Annotated in this window: 12 protein-coding genes; 1 reads left to right on the plus strand and 11 read right to left on the minus strand. The window is 65.3% G+C overall.

The window, feature by feature from the left end:
* Nucleotides 1-14: 14 nt before the first annotated feature.
* From I6F21_RS26280 to I6F21_RS26330, 11 genes are all read right to left on the minus strand, one after another.
* On the minus strand, nt 15-1052 hold the full coding sequence (locus tag I6F21_RS26280) for a diguanylate cyclase (RefSeq protein WP_225183667.1): 1038 nt from the start codon (nt 1050-1052) through the stop codon (nt 15-17).
* A complete protein-coding gene (locus I6F21_RS26285) occupies nt 1052-4162 on the minus strand; it encodes an EAL domain-containing protein (RefSeq protein WP_225183668.1) in 3111 nt (1036 codons plus the stop codon). The genes I6F21_RS26280 and I6F21_RS26285 overlap by 1 nt, the downstream gene beginning before the upstream one ends.
* A gap of 176 nt (nt 4163-4338) precedes the next feature.
* Nucleotides 4339-5424: a branched-chain amino acid ABC transporter permease gene (locus tag I6F21_RS26290; RefSeq protein WP_225144832.1), complete on the minus strand. Its 1086-nt coding sequence runs from the start codon at nt 5422-5424 to the stop codon at nt 4339-4341.
* On the minus strand, nt 5421-6431 hold the full coding sequence (locus tag I6F21_RS26295; protein ID WP_036002397.1) for a branched-chain amino acid ABC transporter permease: 1011 nt from the start codon (nt 6429-6431) through the stop codon (nt 5421-5423). The genes I6F21_RS26290 and I6F21_RS26295 overlap by 4 nt, the downstream gene beginning before the upstream one ends.
* On the minus strand, nt 6428-7150 hold the full coding sequence (locus I6F21_RS26300) for an ABC transporter ATP-binding protein (protein WP_109142068.1): 723 nt from the start codon (nt 7148-7150) through the stop codon (nt 6428-6430). The genes I6F21_RS26295 and I6F21_RS26300 overlap by 4 nt, the downstream gene beginning before the upstream one ends.
* Nucleotides 7147-7923, minus strand: a complete 777-nt coding sequence (locus tag I6F21_RS26305) for an ABC transporter ATP-binding protein (RefSeq protein ID WP_036002389.1) — start codon at nt 7921-7923, stop codon at nt 7147-7149. The genes I6F21_RS26300 and I6F21_RS26305 overlap by 4 nt, the downstream gene beginning before the upstream one ends.
* A gap of 157 nt (nt 7924-8080) precedes the next feature.
* A complete protein-coding gene (locus I6F21_RS26310) occupies nt 8081-9265 on the minus strand; it encodes a substrate-binding domain-containing protein (RefSeq protein WP_057025907.1) in 1185 nt (394 codons plus the stop codon).
* 104 nt (nt 9266-9369) lie between these two features.
* On the minus strand, nt 9370-11403 hold the full coding sequence (locus tag I6F21_RS26315) for an acyl CoA:acetate/3-ketoacid CoA transferase (protein WP_225183669.1): 2034 nt from the start codon (nt 11401-11403) through the stop codon (nt 9370-9372).
* A 245-nt stretch (nt 11404-11648) separates the two neighbouring features.
* Nucleotides 11649-13091: a sigma 54-interacting transcriptional regulator gene (locus tag I6F21_RS26320; protein WP_225183670.1), complete on the minus strand. Its 1443-nt coding sequence runs from the start codon at nt 13089-13091 to the stop codon at nt 11649-11651.
* Nucleotides 13092-13363: 272 nt separating this feature from the next.
* Nucleotides 13364-15100, minus strand: coding sequence for an EAL domain-containing protein (locus tag I6F21_RS26325; RefSeq protein ID WP_225183671.1), 1737 nt, complete (start codon nt 15098-15100; stop codon nt 13364-13366).
* A 432-nt stretch (nt 15101-15532) separates the two neighbouring features.
* Nucleotides 15533-16498, minus strand: a complete 966-nt coding sequence (locus tag I6F21_RS26330; RefSeq protein WP_225183672.1) for an HWE histidine kinase domain-containing protein — start codon at nt 16496-16498, stop codon at nt 15533-15535.
* Between the two features lie 179 nt (nt 16499-16677).
* Between I6F21_RS26330 and I6F21_RS26335 the strand changes: the two genes are divergently transcribed.
* Complete coding sequence (locus tag I6F21_RS26335; protein WP_036002369.1) at nt 16678-17517, plus strand: SDR family oxidoreductase; 840 nt, start codon at nt 16678-16680, stop codon at nt 17515-17517.
* Nucleotides 17518-17562: the final 45 nt, after the last annotated feature.

Below are 17562 nucleotides of genomic sequence, written 5' to 3' on the forward strand. Positions count from 1 at the left end.
GATGGAAGCGCGCTTCAGGCCGATTTGCGCTTGACGGGGTCCGGAACCGGCTTGCCGCCGAGGGCGGCGAATTCGGCCAAAACCCGGTCGGCGCAGATGACGCGGTTGCGGCCGAGGCGTTTGGCGACATAGAGCGCCTCGTCGGCCGCGCCGAGCAGCCCATCGGGGCCGCCGTCGGCACCGCCGGGAATATGGCTTGCGACGCCGACGCTGAGGGTAACGTGGTCGCCGGCGCCGATCGCGCCATGGGCGATCGCCAAGGCCATCACGGCGCAGCGGATCGCCTCGGCCACCATGCAGGCGCTGTCGCAATCCATGTCGGGGAGGATCAGCGCAAACTCCTCGCCGCCATAGCGGCTGGCGAGGTCGAGCGGGCGCACCGCATGCCGGCTGACGACGTCAGCCACCGCGCGCAGGCACTCGTCGCCGCTCTGGTGGCCGTGCTGGTCGTTGAACAGCTTGAAATGGTCGACGTCGACGAACAGCAGGGCCAGCGGCTTCTGCGTGCGTTGGGCGCGGGCCCATTCGCCGAGCAGCATCTGGTCGAAGGCGCGGCGGTTCGCGAGGCCAGTGAGCCCGTCCTTGGTCGCGAGCTCCTTCAGCGCCATCTCGGCGCGCTTCTGGTCGGTGAGGTCGCGCAGAGTCTCCACCACCGCGATCAGGTTGCCGGCCTCGTCGTGGATCGGGCCGGCGTCGATGGCGAGATAGAGCTGGCTGCCGAGCTTGGGCATCACGCACCAGTTCTCCGCGGAGAAGCCGAGCCCGTTGTGGCCGCGCGCGGCATATTCCGAATAATACTCCGGCAACTGCTCGGGCCGGTCGAGCGCGACGAGGTCGGCAAGGCAGGGGCGCTTCGTCTCGTAGAATGCCTGCCAGTGCTTGCTGGTGCCGATCACTTCGGCGGCCCCGACGCCGGTCAGCCGCTCGCAGGCTCTGTTCCAGATCACGACGCGGCGCTTCGGGTCAATCACGAAGGTCGGCACCACGAGGTGCTGCATCAGCCGGACGGCGTAGGAATCGGCGACATCGAGCGCCTTGCGCGACTTCGGCATCAGGCCACCGCAGCCACGGGCAAGCCATCGGAGGGACCGAACAGCTTGCGTACCTCGCTGGCCGGCTTCGGTGCACTGAACAGATAGCCCTGCATCTGCGTGCAGCCGAGCGCGCGCAGCATGTCGCGCTGCGCCTCGGTCTCGACGCCCTCGGCGACCGTGGTCATGCTGCTGGCGGCCGCGATGTTCACCACCGCCTGCACGATGATGGGCGAGCCGCTCGCCTCGGCGATGTCGACGACGAAGCAGCGGTCGATCTTGATCTTGTCGAACGGGAAGCGCTTCAGATAGCTCAGCGAGGAATAGCCGGTGCCGAAATCGTCGAGCGCGATGCGCACGCCGATCGACCGCAACTGGTGCAGGATCGAGAGCGCCGCCTCGTCGTCGCGGATCAGCACGGCCTCGGTGATCTCGAGCTCGAGCCGGCGCGGGTCGAGGCCGGAGGCGGCGAGCGCGCCCGCGATTCGCAGCGCCAGCGTGTCGCATTTGAGCTGCACGGGCGAGACGTTGACCGCGAGGCGCACATGCGCCGGCCAGGTCGCGGCCTCACTGCAGGCGGTGCGCAGCACCCAGTCGCCGAGCTCGGTGATGAGGCCGGTGTCCTCGGCGACCGGAATGAACTCCGCCGGCGACACCATGCCGCGCTGGGGATGGCGCCAGCGCAGCAGCGCCTCGCAGCCGGAGACTTCACCCGAGCGCAGGTCGACCAGCGGCTGATAGTGAATCTCGAAGCCGCCGTTGACGAGGGCCTGGCGTAAATCCTGCTCCATGCTGAGGCGTGCCTTGGCGCAGGCATCCATTGCGGGCTCGAAGAAGCGGTGGGTGCGCCGCCCCTCGGCCTTGGCCCCGTACATCGCGAGGTCGGCGTTCTTGACCAGCTGATCGAGATCGGCGCCGTCCTGGGGCGCCAGCGCGATGCCGATGCTGGCATCGGTGGAGAGCTGATGGCCGAGGCAATGATAGGGCTGCCGGATCGCCTGGTAGATCCGCTTCACGAAGGACAGCACGTCGGCGGAAGACCCGATGTCGGTCTGGATCACGGCGAATTCGTCGCCCCCGAGCCGCGCGATCAAATCGCCCTGCTTGAGACAGCCGCGCAGACGGCCGCCTATCGCCTTCAACAGCTCGTCGCCGACGTGATGACCGAGCGAATCGTTGATGCCCTTGAACTCGTCGACGTCGATGTAGAGCAGCGCAAACTGGCCGCCTTCGGCGACCTTCTCCAGCTCGCATTCGATCTGCTCGCGGAACAGGGCCCGGTTCGGCAGGTCGGTCAGCGCGTCGTAATGCGCCATATGCGCGATCTTCTCGTGATCGCGCCGCCGCTCGGTGACGTCCTCGACGACATTGATGATGTAGCGCGGCTCGCCCGACCTGTCGCGGATTCCGATCCGGGTGGACGTGATGTAGCGCCGTCCGATGCTTGGCGTGGTCCACACGTGCTCGTCCAGGAACAGCCCGTCCGGCGATTGCAGCAGCTTGTCGTCGTCCCGGGTGATGATCCCGGCGGTTTCTGCCGGATAGAGATCGAACGCGGTCTTGCCGACGATCGTCTTGCTGGTTTCGCCGAGTTGTTGCTCGGCCACCTGGTTGGCCAGCAGGTAGCGCCGCGTGCGGGCATCCTTCACGGTGATCCGTGACGGGATATGGTCGATGATCTCGCGCAGGAAGGTGTAGTTGCGGTCGCGCTCCTGCTCCAGATTGCGCTGCTCGGTGATGTCCTCGATCGTGGCGACCCAGCCGCCCTGCGCGAGCGGCGTGTTGATGACCTGGAAGGCGCGGCCGTTGGCCAGCTGATGCGTTCTCGTCGAGACCGTGCCTTCGGCGACGACCCTCATGACGTCGGCGCAAAACGCTTCGACATCGCCATCGAATGCGCCGCGCTCCTTGCGATGATACATCGCCTCGCGGATGTGGCAGCCGGGCTTGATGACGTCGTGGGACAGGCCGAACATGTCGGCGTAGCGGCGGTTGCAGGTGACGATGGTGCCGCCCGCGTCGTACAGGATCAGCCCTTGCGACATGTTGTTGAGGGCGGTGTCGAGCCGCAGCCGCTCCGCTTCGATGCGCTGCTGGGCTTCGCGGTTCTGCCGGTTGATCTGGCGGATGATCAGATAGAGGATCAGCGCGATCACGCTGGCCGCGACGCCTGCCGTGGCCACCATGAAGCCGGTTTGCTGCCGCCAGTCCGCAAGTGCCGCTGCCGTGGTGTTGGTGGCGATGATGACCAGCGGGAAATGCGTCAGCGACGCAGCCGAGCCGAGCCGCTCCTCACCGGTGACGGGGCTCCTGCCGCGGAGCGTCTGCTGTCCGCCTTCGGCCAGCACTTTCTGCATCAGCGGCCCGTCCTTGAAGTTCCGCCCGATCAGCTCCTCGGCGTGCGGATAGCGCGCCAGCATCTTGCCCTCGCGATCGAACAGCGAGATGGCCGTGCCGTCGGCGAGCGCGACCGAAGCGAAATATTGCTGATAGCTGCTCGGGTCGATCCGCCGCACCATGGCGCCGAGGAATGTGCCGTCCGCGCCGCGCAGCCGGCGTGCGACGACCGTGGTCCATTTGCCGATGATGAGGCTGCGGACCGATTCCAGGATGACCGGCTCGGCCGCCGGGTTGAACTTGAACGACTGGAAATAGCCGCGCGAGGAGATGTTGATCTTGGGCAGCGGCTGGGCCCGCGACCAGTTGATCAGATCGCCCTCGGCATCGTAGATCGCGATGTCGCCGAGATACGACACGGAGCTGATCTTGCTGCGCAGCATCTGGTTTGGCGCAGGCCCGGACATGCGCTCGCGGAACATCGCAGGCGAGGTGATCTCCGCCAGGTTCATCTGTCCGATCAGGTCGGCGGCGACGACGTCGGAATCCTCGAATTGCTGATCGAAATGCCGCGCGATCAGCTTCACCGTGTTTTCGAGCTCACGCTCGCGGTTGGCGAGGGTCCGCTCGCGGAATTCGCCGACCGCCATGGCCGTGACGATGAAAATGCCCGCGACCAGAAATACGCCGCACAAGGTCAGCCACAGGACAGGACCGCGGCGCGCCAAGGCCTCCCAGCCGTTCTTCGCGGCTAGAGACATTCCGGCTGCTACCTTGGCAAAGACCTGGCGCATTCCCCCTCGCTGGAGGACCACGAATACACCGCACAAATGGCGCAAACCTTAGGAAAGCCAGTTACCTAAGCATTAATCCGGCTCGTGTGATCGCATCCATCCTAGCGCTGCGCCCATCGCACGCGGCGCTTCTGTCGCGCGCGCTGCAATCGCGGCGCCGCATCGTGAATCATCGGTTAATGCCCGGGTCCGGCGGTCTTCTTGCCGCCGCCATGGCGCAGCCGTCCGACCACGCCGGTCGGGAAGAAATAGACGCTGGCGATGAATAGCAGCCCGAGCCACAGCAGCCAGCGGTCGGGATGCAACAACCCCGGCAGCAACGGCAGCCCGGCTTCGCCTGCCGCCTTGGAGGCGACGCCCATCAGCGACTGCAGATAGTTCTGGGCGAGGATGAAGATGGTGGCGCCGATGATCGCGCCGTAGATCGTGCCCATGCCGCCGATCACCACCATCAGCAGGATGTCCAGCATGATGGAGAAGCTCAGCGAGGTGTCGGGACCGGCATAGCGCAGCCACAGCGCATTCAGGATGCCGGCGCTGGCCGCGACGAGGGCGGCGAGGCAGTTGGCGTAGGTCAGGTGGAACACGGTGCGGAAGCCGAGCGCCTCGGCGCGAAAGCGGTTCTCGCGGATCGCCTGCAGCACGCGCCCGAACGGCGAGTTCACCACGCGGAGGAGAGCGAGGATCATCAGGGCCGAGATCGCGAACACCAGGTAGAAGGTCAGGATGCGGCCGTTGATCTCGAAGCCGAACAGGTTCTTGGAGATCAGCACCGTGCCGGGGCGCAGCAGCTCCGGCAGCTGGAAGCTGCGCCCGTCCTCACCACCGGTCAGCCAGGACAGCTGCGAGGCCAGCACCTGGAAGGCCGAGGCGACCGCAAGCGTGATCATGGCGAAGAAGATCGCAGCGACCCGCAGCGAGAACAGCCCGATGGCGAGCGCAAGCAGGGCTGCGAGCGGCAGGCCGGCGACGATGCCGGTGGCGACCGCGGCCCAGTTCGGACCCATGCCGTACAGCGCGATCGCGATCGCGTAGCTGCCGATGCCGTAGAACATGGTGTGGGCGAACGACACCGACCCGGTATAGCCGAGCAGGAGATCGTAGGAGGCGACGAGGGCTGCGAAGATGCAGATCTTGGCCGCAACGTTCAGTGCCTTGGCGCCCGGGAACAGGAATGGCGTTGCCGCCAGCGCCAGGATGATGACGACGAGAACGAGCGTCAGGACGCGGCTGCGCGGCGGATCGCCTGAGAGGATCATCATCGGCTGGTCACCGCATAGAGGCCGCGCGGCCGCCACATCAGAATGGCGACCATCAGCAGGATGTTGGAGACGAGGGCGAGCTTCGGCACCAGGAAGCCGCCGTAATTGGCGACCATGGCGACGAGGATGGCGCCGATGAAGCAGCCGCCGATCGATCCCAACCCGCCGATGATGACGACGATGAAGATCAGGACGGTGAGGTCGTCGCTCATGGAGGCGTGCACCTGCTCGCGGTAAAGCGCCCACATCACGCCGCCGAGGCCGGCCAGCGCCGATCCGGTCATGAACACGCCGAGGAACAGGCGGCGGATGCGGTAGCCGAGCGCCTCCACCATCTCGCGGTTCTCGACGCCGGCGCGGATCAGGAGGCCGAGCTTGGTGCGGTTGAGCACGAGCTGGATCGCGATGAAGACGGAAAGCCCGATCAGCATCGCCAGCACGCGGTACTTGGCGATCGCGACGTCGCCGATGATGAAGGAGCCGCGCAGCGAGGCCGGCAGCGGCATCGGGATGATCTGCGGCCCCCACAGCGCATAGAGCGTCTGCTCGGCGACGATCAGGCCGCCGGTGGTCATCAGGATCTGCTTCAGGTGCTGGCCGTAGACGGGAAGGATGAGCACGCGCTCGACGACGAGGCCGAGCGCACCCGACACCGCCATTGAGAGCAGCGCGGCTGGCCCCAGCACCGCGAGGTTCATCCAGAGCGAATCGGCCTGGATGGACGCCGCGAACGGCGCCAGCACCAGGGTCGCGACATAGGCGCCGACGGCGATGAAGGCGCCGTGGCCGAAATTGAGCACGTCCATCAGGCCGAACACCAGCGTTAGCCCTGAGGCCATGATGAAGATCATCATGCCCATGGCGAGGCTCGCGACGGTCAGCGTCAGCCAGGACGAGGTCGATCCGATCAGCGGGATCATCAGCAGCGCGAGCGCGAGCGGCAGCAGGATCGGCGCGAGATCGCGTTTCGGCTTCGGCAGCGGATCGGTTGCGGCAAGGTCTGTCACTGATGCGCCTCCAGGCTCAGGCCGAGCAGCCGCTCCTGCAGCGGCACGTCGGCGGCGAGTGCCGCCATCTCGCCGCGATGAACGATGGTGCCGTTGTCCATCACCAGCACGTTGTCGCCGAGCTCGCGGGCGGCAAAGAAATTCTGCTCGACCATCAGGATCGTGGCGCCCTTGCGCTTGATCTCCTTCAGGCACTCGATCAGCGCCATCACGATGGCGGGCGCGAGGCCCTTGGTCGGCTCGTCGATCAGGAGCAGCTTGCGCGGCTCGACGATCGCGCGGGCGATCGACAGCATCTGCTTCTGCCCGCCCGACAGGCTTCCCGCGCGCGACAGCCAGAAGCGGCGCAGCGCCGGGAAGAAGCCGAAGATCCAATCCAGCTGCTTGTCGTCGAGCGGCGCGTCGCGCGCCGCCAGCACCAGGTTCTCCTTCACCGTGAGATCGGAGAACACGGCCATGCTCTCCGGCACGTAGCCGACGCCGAGCCGCGCGATGTCGGGCGTCGCAAGGCTCTCGATGCGCTGGCCTGCCAGGGTGATCTCGCCTTTCGAGGCCTGCCACAGCCCCATGATGGTGCGCAGCGTCGTGGTCTTGCCGGCGCCGTTGCGGCCGAGCAGCATCGTGACCTGTCCTTCCGGCACCGTGAGATCGATGCCCTGGAGGATGTGATAGCGCCCGATATGGGTGTGCACGCCGGAAAGCTTGAGGAGATCGCTCATGCTGCGCTCCCTGCAGCGTTCTTGGGCGCGATGCCGAGATAGGCTTCCTGCACGATCGGCGAGGCGATCACCTCGGCGGGTGCGCCGTCCGCCACCAGCTGCCCGTTATGCAGCACGATGATGCGGTCGGCGAGCGAGCGCACCACGTCCATCTTGTGCTCGACCAAGAGGATGATCTTGCTCCTGTCCTGCTTGAGCTGCGCGATCAGGTTCAGGACGATCGGCACCTCGTCGATGCTCATGCCGGCGGTCGGCTCGTCGAACATGAAGACTTTTGGCTCGAGCGCGATCATCAGCGCCACCTCGAGCTTGCGCTGGTCGCCATGCGACAACGCGGTCGCAGTGACGCCGCGGCGATTGCCGAGCGCGACCTGGTCGAGAATGGCGTCGGCGCGCGCGATCAGGTCGCGGCGCACCATCCAGGGCCGCAGCATGTCGTAATGCGTGCCCGCTGCCGCCTGCACCGCGAGGCGGACATTCTCTTCCACTGAGAGGTTCGGGAAGAGATTGGTGAGCTGGAAAGCACGTCCGAGACCCGCACGGGTGCGCATTGGTGCGGAATGCTCGGTGATGTCGGCGCCGTCGAACACGATGCTGCCGCCGGATGCCCGCAGCTGGCCCGAGATCAGATTGAAATAGGTAGTCTTGCCGGCGCCGTTCGGCCCGACGATGGCGGTGAGCTCGCCCGGGCGAAACGTGCAGGAGACATTGTTGACCGCGACATGGCCGCCGAAGCGGATGGTGAGGTCGCGGGTTTCGAGGGTGAGCGGCATGGGTTCAAGCGTGTCGGCGGTTGTGACACCTCTCCCCCGGAGGGGAGAGGATTTGCGCAGCAAATCGGGTGAGGGGGCACAGGTCCCACGAGAGGGCGGTAGCCCTCACCAGCGCCTTCGGCGCGACCTCTCCCGCAAGCGGGAGAGGTGAGCGCCATCACCGCTTGTTCTTGATCGGAACGTTCATGTCCTCGATCTTCAGCTCGCGCACCGGCTCGAGCACGGCCCAGGCGACGTTCGGATCGACCTTGACCTTGAAGTGATACATGCTCTGCAGCGCCTGATGGTCCTCTTTCCGGAACACCATCTTGCCCTTGGGCGTGTCGAACTCCATGCCTTCCATGGCGGTAATCAGCTTCTCGGTATCGGTCGACTTCGCCTTGGTGACGGCGGCGACGACGGACATCGCAGCCGCAAAGCCGCCCGCGGTGAAGAAGTCCGGCGGCGCGTTGAAGCGCTTCTGATGCTCGGCGACGAGCCAGTCGTTCACCGGGTTCTTCGGGATCTCATAGAAGTAGTAGGTCGCGCCTTCCATGCCGGGCAGACCCTTATAGGCGGCGAGCGCCGGCAGGATATTGCCGCCGGTGGAGAGCTCGATGCCGTAGCGCTTCGGGTCCATGTCCTGGAGCTTGGCCAGCGGATTGCCGGCGCCGGCCCAAATCACCCAGATCACCTTGCGGCCCGGCTTGTCCTTCAGCGCGTCGAACAGGCGCTGGCCGACCGCGGTGAAGTCGGTGGTCGAGGTCGGGGCATATTCTTCCGCCGCGAGCGTCGCGCCGGTCTTGGCGAGCGCTTCCTTGAACGCGGCGACCCCGTCGCGGCCGAAGGCGTAGTCCTGCGCCAGCGTCGCAACGGTAACGCCCTGCTTGCCGATCGCGACCGCGTTGGAGATCGCGTCCTGCGAGGAGTTGCGCGCCGTGCGGAAGATGTAGCGATTCCATTTCTCGCCGGTAATCTGGTCCGCGACCGCGGGCTCGACGATCAGGATCTTCTTGTTCTCCTCGGCGACGGGAAGAATGGCGAGCGCCGCGGCCGACGAGGTCGTGCCGATCGCGATATCGACCTTGTCATCCTGATAGGCCTCCGAGAGCGCGGCCTTGGCGAGGTCCGGCTTGCCCTGGTCGTCCTTGGTGATGATGACGATCTTGCGGCCGTCGAGCGTCATGCTGCCCTTGGTGGCGTATTCGAATCCCATCTTCAGGCCGGTCTCGGTCTGCTTGGCGTAGGCCTCGAGCGGACCGGTCTTGCCGTAGATCAGCGCGATCTTGAGATCGTCGGCGAGCGCGGAGGTGCCCGCGCCGAGCGCGAGGATGGTTGTTGTTATGATGAGTGATCGACGCACGATGGTCCCTCCTGATGTAAAGTTTCTGCCAACAGCGATTTGCACAACGTCACGAACATTGCAATTGATCCTTCCGGCGGCGTGCGCCGGCGCGAGAGCATGCATCATTTTTGAGCCTGGCTCGCATTGCGCGCCGCGCCGGCCTCGACCTGGCGCCAGTCCGACTGCGCTTCCTCCGCGCTCTCGAAGATGTGCGGCGCGACGCCGCGCTTCTCCAGGGCTTCGCCGAGCTTGATGCGCAGGAAACCCGACGTGGTGTAGCGCGACACGCCGGAATAGAAGCGGTCGACGAGGCTGCGCACCATGGCCGAATAATCGTCCATCAGTTCCGGCAGGATAGAAAAATTGTCATAATTGACGATGGCGTAGACGCGGCGTCCGAGCGGCGCCAGGCGGGCCTCGACGATGGCGGCGATGGTGTCGATCTCCGCCTTGCTGCGCAGCGGAAAGCGCTCGAGATTGACGAAGAACAGGTTCTGCTGCTCGTCCAGCGTGAAGCGCTGGTCGAGCGGGATGGTGAGCAGGCGCTCGCGCAGATCCATCAGGCCGTCGCCGAAGATGCGCGCGTCCATCAGGGCGGGGTCGCGCGGGATCAGCGGCTTCAAGTCCATCAGGCGCAGGATGTCGCGCTCGATGTCGATGCCGGGCGCGACCTCGACGAGCTCGAGCCCGTCCTCCCGGAGCTCGAACACGCAGCGCTCGGTGACGTAAAGGGTGCGTTGCTTGCGCGCGGCGGCAAACGGGCCGCTGAAGGTGACGTGCTCGACATTCTCGACGAATTTGCGCGACGTGGCCTCGCCCAGGATGACGAGCTTGCCGTCCTTTACCGCGATGCGTTGCTTGCCCGCACCGAACGTGCCGACGAAGATCACTTCCTTGGCGTTCTGGCTGATGTTGATGAAGCCGCCAGCGCCTGCGAGCTTCGGCCCGAACTTGCTGACGTTGAGGTTGCCGGCGCGATCGACCTGGGCAAGCCCAAGGAAGGCGGCGTCCAAACCGCCGCCGTCGTAGAAGTCGAACTGGTAGGGCTGGTCGATCACCGCCTGCGTGTTGATCGCCGCGCCGAAATCGATGCCGCTCGCCGGGATGCCGCCGATCACGCCTGGCTCCGCCGTCAGCGTGATGAGGTCGATGATCCGCTCTTCATTGGCGACCGAGGCGATCCCCTCGGGCATGCCGATGCCGAGATTGACGACGCTGTTGGCCTTCAGCTCCAGCGCCGCGCGCCGGGCGATGATCTTGCGCTCGCTGATCGGCATCACCGGCAGCGAGGCGGCGCGGACCCGGATCTCGCTCGAGAAGGCCGGATTGTATTGCGTGCCGAAAGTCTGCCAGTGGTTCTCGGGCCTCGACACCACGACGCAGTCGACCAGGATGCCGGGAATCTTGACCTGGCGCGGATTGAGGCTGCCGGCCTCGGCGACGCGCTCGACCTGGGCGATGACGATGCCGCCGGAATTATGCGCCGCCATGGCGATGGCGAGCGCCTCCAGCGTCAGGGCCTCCTTCTCCATGGTGAGATTGCCGTCGGGATCGCCGGTGGTGGCGCGGATGATCCCGACATCGATCGGGAAGGTCTTGTAGAGCAGGCACTCCTCGCCGCGCAGCGTGATCAGCTCCACCAGGTCCTCGGTGGTGCGTGCGTTCAGCTTGCCGCCGCCGTGCCGGGGATCGACGAAGGTGCCCATGCCGACGCGGGTGATGTGGCCGGGCCGGTGCGCGGCGATGTCGCGGAACAGATGGGTGATGACCCCCTGCGGCAGGTTATAGGCCTCGATCTGGTTCGCGATCGCGAGCTGCTGCAGTTTCGGCACAAGGCCCCAATGCCCGCCGATCACGCGCCGCACCAGGCCTTCATGTCCGAAATGATTGAGGCCGCGCTGCTTGCCGTCGCCCTGCCCGGCCGCATAGACCAGCGTCAGATTGCGCGGCTTGCCTTGCGTATAGGGCGCATCGCCCTCATGGGACAGATAGAGCTCTTCGAGTGCGATGGCGATCTCCTCGGCAAAGCCGATGCCGACGAAGCCGCCGGTCGCCACCGTGTCGCCGTCGCGGATCAGCATGACGGCTTCATTCGCCGAGACGACCTTGCCCTTCTCGGAATTGCGCAAGTAAGGCAGAGCTGGATGATGGCTCACGGCGTTCCTCCCGCTCCCTGGACCGTAGGCCTTGTTGTGCTTGATCTTATCGCGAAGCGCTGCCCCGGAACAGGTTGCTCCTCGCGAAGGAAAGACGGCAAAGCGGAGAGCAAGGTCCGCGCCAGATCCCGCAACGTCGCGCAAAACCGCTGAAATCTGCGGCAATTGCCTGCAATCTGTCCCGGAAGAGCAGCCGGGTGCGGTGTCCGGAATCCGAGACTCCGGACAGTCCGGTGTCTCGAAACTCAGACGGGCGCCGATCCCGAGGCGAGGCCGAACTTGGCGAGCTTCTTGTAGAAGGTCGCGCGCGAGATCCGCAGCATCCTGGCGGCCTCGGCGATCTGGCCGTTGCTGGCGGCGAGCGCCTGTTCGAGCGTCTGCTTCTCGAACTCGGCCTCGGCCTCGGCATAGGGTACCACCAATCCGGCCGGGCGCTCGGCCGGTGCAAGCCTGACCTCGGTGCCGATGGGGAGAATGCGGGCGACATCCTCGCCGGTGAGCCGCCCGGAATCGCTGAGGATCAGCGCGCGCTCGAGGATGTTGCGGAGCTCGCGGACATTGCCCGGCCAATCGTAACGGGCGAGCGCAGCGAGCGCGCTCGGCGTGATCTTCGCCTTGACGTAGTCGCCGGACGCGCTGATGTCGTCGAGCAGCCGGGCGCAAATGTCGGGGAGATCGTCGAGGCACTGACGCAGCGGCGGCAGGTCGACCGAAAGCACGTTGAGCCGGTAGTAGAGATCGGCGCGAAATGCGCCGTCGCTGACACGCTTGCGCAGGTCCACATTGGTCGCGGCGATGACGCGGACGTCGACCCTGGTGATCTTGTCCGAGCCGAGCGGCTCGATCTCGCGCTCCTGCAGCACCCGCAGCAGCTTGGCCTGCAATTGCAGCGGCATCTCGCCGATCTCGTCGAGGAACAGCGTGCCGCCGTCAGCGATGCGGAACTTGCCCTCGCGTCCCCGTCGGTCGGCGCCGGTATAGGCGCCCGGCGCAGTGCCGAAGAACTCCGATTCGATCAGCGTCTCGGGGATCGCGGCGACGTTGACGCTGACGAACGGCTTGTCGGCGCGCGAGGAGGCGTTGTGAATCGCCTGTGCCAGCATCTCCTTGCCCGTCCCGGTTTCGCCGGTGAGCAGGACGGTGACGCTCTGCCGCGCGGCGCGGCTGGCGATCTCCTTGGCGCGCGCGATCGCCGGCGTCGTGCCGACGAAATCGGCAAAGGTGAAGCGCGCCGCGCGGGCGTTGGACAATTGCCGCCGCGCCAGCCGCAGATCGCTCTCGAGCTGGGCGACGCGGGCGAGCAGGGGCTTCAGGCTTTCGAGATGATCATAGAGCACGAAGCCGATCGCGCCGATCACCGTCCCGTTCTCGTCCTCGATCGGCATGCGGGTGACGACGAGTTGCTCGCCGCCGAGCTCCATGATGTCGAGCAGGATCGGCTCGCCGGTCTCGGCCACCTTCCGCATCAGGCTGTTCGGGATGACCTCCTCGATCGACCGGCCGATCGCCTCGCTGGCATGGTCGAGACCGAGCGCGGCAAGATATTTCTCGTTGACGTAGACGACGCGCCCGCCGCGATCGATCGCAATCGCGCCCTCGCAGAGCTTCTCCAGCCGCTCGAACAGCGTTTCCATCGCGCGCGCACGGAGATAGGCGGGATCGCTGATCGAGGAGGCGGCGGCAGGCATGAGATACCTCGGGGAGGTCCGCCCCGTGTATTAGCAAAAGTCCAGCGATTTCAAAGGGGGAAATGGCGCCAAAGGAGGAATGGGCGCTGAACCCAGCTCAGCAATCGCTGTCGTCCCGAGGCGCGCAAAGCGCGAGCCCGGGACCCATAACCACAAGGCGCAGTTGCTGCGCGACGCTCCCACTCCGAGTCTTCGCTAAATTGCTCCCTTTGGGTATGGGTCCCGGGCTCGCTTCGCGCCCCGGGACGACAGCGGTATGTGTCGCGCCGCCCCTACCGCCGGTACCCGCTCGCCCGCGAATAGCCCTGGCGGTTCTGTTGCGCCGGGCGGCTTGCCACGCTGACCCGCGCATCGCTCGAGGCGGGCGTTGCGAGCTTCAGCTCCTCCAGGAAAATCGGCCGGGAGAAATAATAGCCCTGCGCGTAGCGGATCTTGGTGGCGGCCTGCAGATAGGCCAGCTCCTCGTAGGTTTCGAGGCCTTCGGCGATCACCGTCATGCCGAGCGCCTCGCTCAAGGATTCGATCGCGCGCAGGATACCCTGGCTGCGCGGACGATTATGAATGTCGGTGATGAAGGAGCGGTCGATCTTGATCTCGTCGGCGGTGATGTCGGCCAGCGCCGAGAGCGAGGAATAGCCGGTGCCGAAATCGTCGATCGAGACGCCGACGCCGAGCTTGCGGAACATCGGCAGGATCTCGTCCTGAAAATGATTCTTGGCGACGAAAGCATCTTCCGTCACCTCGATCATGAAGCGCTGCGGAAAGCCGGTCTCCTCCAGCGCCTGCGCAAAGCTGCGCATGAATTCGGGATTGCCGGCCTGCTTGGCGGCAACGTTGATGCTGATGGTCGCTTCCGGGCCGAACGTGTCGTTGATCAGGTCGATCGACTTGACGATCTCGGCGAGCACGAGATGGGTCAGCTCGTCGATCAGGCCGAGCTCGCCGGCAAGATTGATGAACGAGCCGGGCGCCTGGATCACGCCTTCGTCGTCGCGCAGGCGCACCAGGGCCTCGATGCCCTTCACGGCCTGGGTGCGGATGTCGACCTTGGACTGGAAGGCGCAGCAGAAGCGCTTTTCCAGGATGGCGAGCCGCAGCGACTGCTCGACCTTCATGCGCGCCTGCGCCTCGCGCTCCATGCTGGCATCGAAGAAGGCGGCCAGTCCCTTGCCATTGTTCTTGATGCGGTACATCGCGATGTCCGCGTTCTGCCGCAGCGTTTCGAAGCTGCGTCCATGGTCGGGATAGAGGCTGATGCCGACCGAGGTCGAGGCGAACACTTCCGAATGGTCGATGAAGAACGGCGCGGTCAGCCGCTCCAGCGTCGATTGCATGAATTCGGCGACTTCCTCCTGGCTCTGGACCGGTGACAGCAGCAGCAGGAATTCGTCGCCCGAGATGCGCGAGAGCATGTCGGAATCGCGCAAGTCCCGTCCGAGCCGCTTCGCCAGCTCGACCAGCAGCGCGTCGCCCACGGCGTGGCCGTAATAGTCGTTAATGTGCTTGAAATTGTCGACGTCGAGAAAGGCCAGCGCAAAACGTTCGCCGCTGCGGTCGTGCGCGAGCAGGGCATTGGCGCGGTGCTCGATCACGCGGCGCGAGGGCAGCCCGGTCAGCTCGTCGAAATAGGCCGAGCGGAACAGCTGGTCCTCGAAATTCTTCTGCTCGGTGATGTCGGAGGATGCCGAGATCAGCAGCTCGCGTCCGTCGAGACGAACGGGGCGATGGGTCGTGAGCAGCACCTTTCGCGCGGCGCCGACGTGAAGCGCTTCCTCGGTCACGACCGGCTGCCCGTCGCTCAGGGCCTGGCGGCAGGCCTCGCGCCGCGGCGTCAGATCGGGTGAAGGACGGCTGCCGTCCAGGCCGAGCTGCGCGGCGGCGGCATCGTTGACCAGCAGCAACTCGCCATGCGCGTCCTGCACGGTGAGGCCGGCCGGCAGCATTCTAACGATTTCCTTGAGAAAACCGAGCTCGGCTTCAGTCGCGCCGGAATATTGATTGTCGTTCATAGAAGTCATGAATCTTGTTGTTTCAGCGCGCCTTTGCAATGGGCGCGATCTTCCGCGGTTCCCTCTTAAGTTTGGTTAAGGGGTCAGGAGAAATACGGGGGTGTTTTGGAGAAAACTTGCGACGATCCGACGCGCGCTGGCGATCGTCATTAACGGAGCGTCAACGCGCTCGGCGAAACAGCGAAGTATCCGCGTGGGAGCGATTTCGCCTGCGGCCATCCTTCGAGACGCCCGCCGTGGGCGGGCCCTCAGGATGAGGGCCGGAGTGCGCTGCGCGATATCACCCGAGCACCGATGCCGCTTAGCCTCATCCTGAGGAGACCGCGAAGCGGTCGTCTCGAAGGACGAGGCGCTTGCTCAGGTCGCGCAAGTGCCACACGCGATTGCGCCACCGCGCGGGCAGCAAGGAGGACACCTTACATGTTGCGACGTCTACTCGCTTCGCGGAATTCGACACTGCATGATGCAATGCAGCCCGGTTTTCAGATACGAGATCTCAGTTTTGCCGTCGAAAGCCGACAGCGCCGACTTCAAGAGCTTGGTGCCGAAGCCGGGCTCCGACACCTTGTCCACGCTCGGTCCTTCGGTTTCGTCCCAGGTGATCGTCAGGCGGTCGTCGGTGATGGTCCATGACACCTGCAACAGACCGCGCGGTGAGGAGAATGCGCCGTACTTGCCTGCATTGGTGGCAAGCTCGTGAAACATCAATGACAGCGTGACCGCGAGCTTGGGCGGCAGGAACAGCCGCTCGCCGTTGAGTGTGAAGCGGACATGGCCGTAAGGCCCGAGCTCGGAGATCAGGAGGTCGCGGATGTCGCAGCCGGCTTTGTCGATCCGCGAGATCAAATCATCGGTTGCGGCCAGCGAGCGCAGCCGCGGATCGACCCGGGCCCAGACCTGCGGCTGGTCGTGCAACACCTGGTGCACCACGGCATGCACCGTCGACAGCTTGTTCTTCAGCCGATGCTGGAGCTCCTCGACCAGCAGCTTGCGATAATCTTCTTCCTCGATCAGGCGTCTGGAAATTCGGCGCTGCTCGGCCAACATGGTGCGATAGTGCTCGACACCCCAGATGGTGATCGCGCACACGGTCCAGTAAAGCGCCAGCAGGACAAACCGCGCGCGATCGGCAAACGCATCGCCGAAATTCAGCGCGACGCCGAGCACGCCGCCGACGAGCGCCGTCACGATGCCGATCCGGAATCCGCCCAGGGCCGCAGCAAAGAAAACGGCCGGGAAGTACGGCGTGAAATAGATGTCGGGACGAACCTGAGCGAGGCCCCAGCGGACCAGGGTTGCAGCCAACAGGCAGACCACCGCAAAGCCGATGCTCAGAGCGAGAGAGGGCGGCGCCGCACCCTGCCAGCCCTTGCGGAACTCGTCGATCAGCTTCCTCATGCCCTGCCTGGTTGCGATAGGCGTTCGACGATCGAGCGGCCCGTGAGAATGTTACGCATGCCGCCCATACAAGCATAGCTTGCCTTGTCGGAAGCGGGCAGGAATAGTGACCGCTGCGGCGACGGCGGCGGCCGGCACTCGCCATTTGGCATCAAATCACTCGAAAACAGGAACATTCCATGGGCAGGCTGGACGGCAAGGTTGCGGTGATCACGGGGGCGACGAGCGGCATCGGATTGCGCACTGCGGAAGTCTTCGTTGCCGAAGGTGCCAAAATTGTGATCGCAGGCCGGCGCGTACCGGAAGGCGAGGCACTGGCGAAGCAGCTCGGCGAAAGCTGCGTCTTCCGTCAGACCGACGTCACCGTCGAAGCGCAGATGCAGGCGCTGATCGCGCTCGCGGTCGACAAGTTCGGCAGGATCGATTGCCTGTTCAACAATGCCGGCGGGCCGGCACAGACCGGCGGCATCGAAGGCCTCGAGGTCGAGCGGTTCGATGCGGCGATGGCGACACTGGTGCGCAGCGTCATGCTCGGCATGAAGCACGCCGCGCCCTACATGAAGAAGCAGGGCGGGGGCAGCATCATCAACAATGGCAGCATTGCCGGCCGCCTCGCCGGCTTCTCGTCGTCGATGGTCTATGGCGCGGCCAAGGCGGCGGTGATCCATCTCACTAAATGCGTGGCGATGGAGCTCGGCGAATCCAACGTTCGCGTCAACTCGATCTCGCCCGGCGCGATCGCGACCGGCATCTTCGGCAAGGCGCTGGGGCTCTCGACCGATGCCGCCGAGAAGACGCCGGCGGTGATGCGCGAAGTCTACAAGACCGCGCAGCCGATCCCCCGCGCGGGTCTTCCTGAAGATATCGCCCAGGCCGCAGTGTTCCTGGCCAGCGACGAATCCAGCTTCATCAACGGCCACGATCTCGTCGTCGACGGCGCCATGACCGGCGGCCGCAACTGGAGTCAACAGCAGCAGGGCTATGTGGCCCTGCGCAAGGCGTTCGACCAGGGGGCGTAGCAGCTCCGGCGATGGTGCCGTAGGGTGGGCAAAGGCGCGCCCTTC

The organism is Bradyrhizobium sp. NBAIM03 (genome assembly GCF_020194055.1).
In the GTDB taxonomy this organism is placed as follows: Bacteria; Pseudomonadota; Alphaproteobacteria; order Rhizobiales; family Xanthobacteraceae; genus Bradyrhizobium; species Bradyrhizobium yuanmingense.

Bases quoted from the DNA above. Each gene is read 5' to 3' on its own strand.
- I6F21_RS26280 (WP_225183667.1), bottom strand. From the start codon at position 1,052: ATGCCGAAGTCGCGCAAGGCGCTCGATGTCGCCGATTCCTACGCCGTC.
- I6F21_RS26285 (WP_225183668.1), bottom strand. From the start codon at position 4,162: ATGCGCCAGGTCTTTGCCAAGGTAGCAGCCGGAATGTCTCTAGCCGCG.
- I6F21_RS26290 (WP_225144832.1), bottom strand. From the start codon at position 5,424: ATGATGATCCTCTCAGGCGATCCGCCGCGCAGCCGCGTCCTGACGCTC.
- I6F21_RS26300 (WP_109142068.1), bottom strand. From the start codon at position 7,150: ATGAGCGATCTCCTCAAGCTTTCCGGCGTGCACACCCATATCGGGCGC.
- I6F21_RS26305 (WP_036002389.1), bottom strand. From the start codon at position 7,923: ATGCCGCTCACCCTCGAAACCCGCGACCTCACCATCCGCTTCGGCGGC.
- I6F21_RS26320 (WP_225183670.1), bottom strand. From the start codon at position 13,091: ATGCCTGCCGCCGCCTCCTCGATCAGCGATCCCGCCTATCTCCGTGCG.
- I6F21_RS26325 (WP_225183671.1), bottom strand. From the start codon at position 15,100: ATGAACGACAATCAATATTCCGGCGCGACTGAAGCCGAGCTCGGTTTT.
- I6F21_RS26330 (WP_225183672.1), bottom strand. From the start codon at position 16,498: ATGAGGAAGCTGATCGACGAGTTCCGCAAGGGCTGGCAGGGTGCGGCG.
- I6F21_RS26335 (WP_036002369.1), top strand. From the start codon at position 16,678: ATGGGCAGGCTGGACGGCAAGGTTGCGGTGATCACGGGGGCGACGAGC.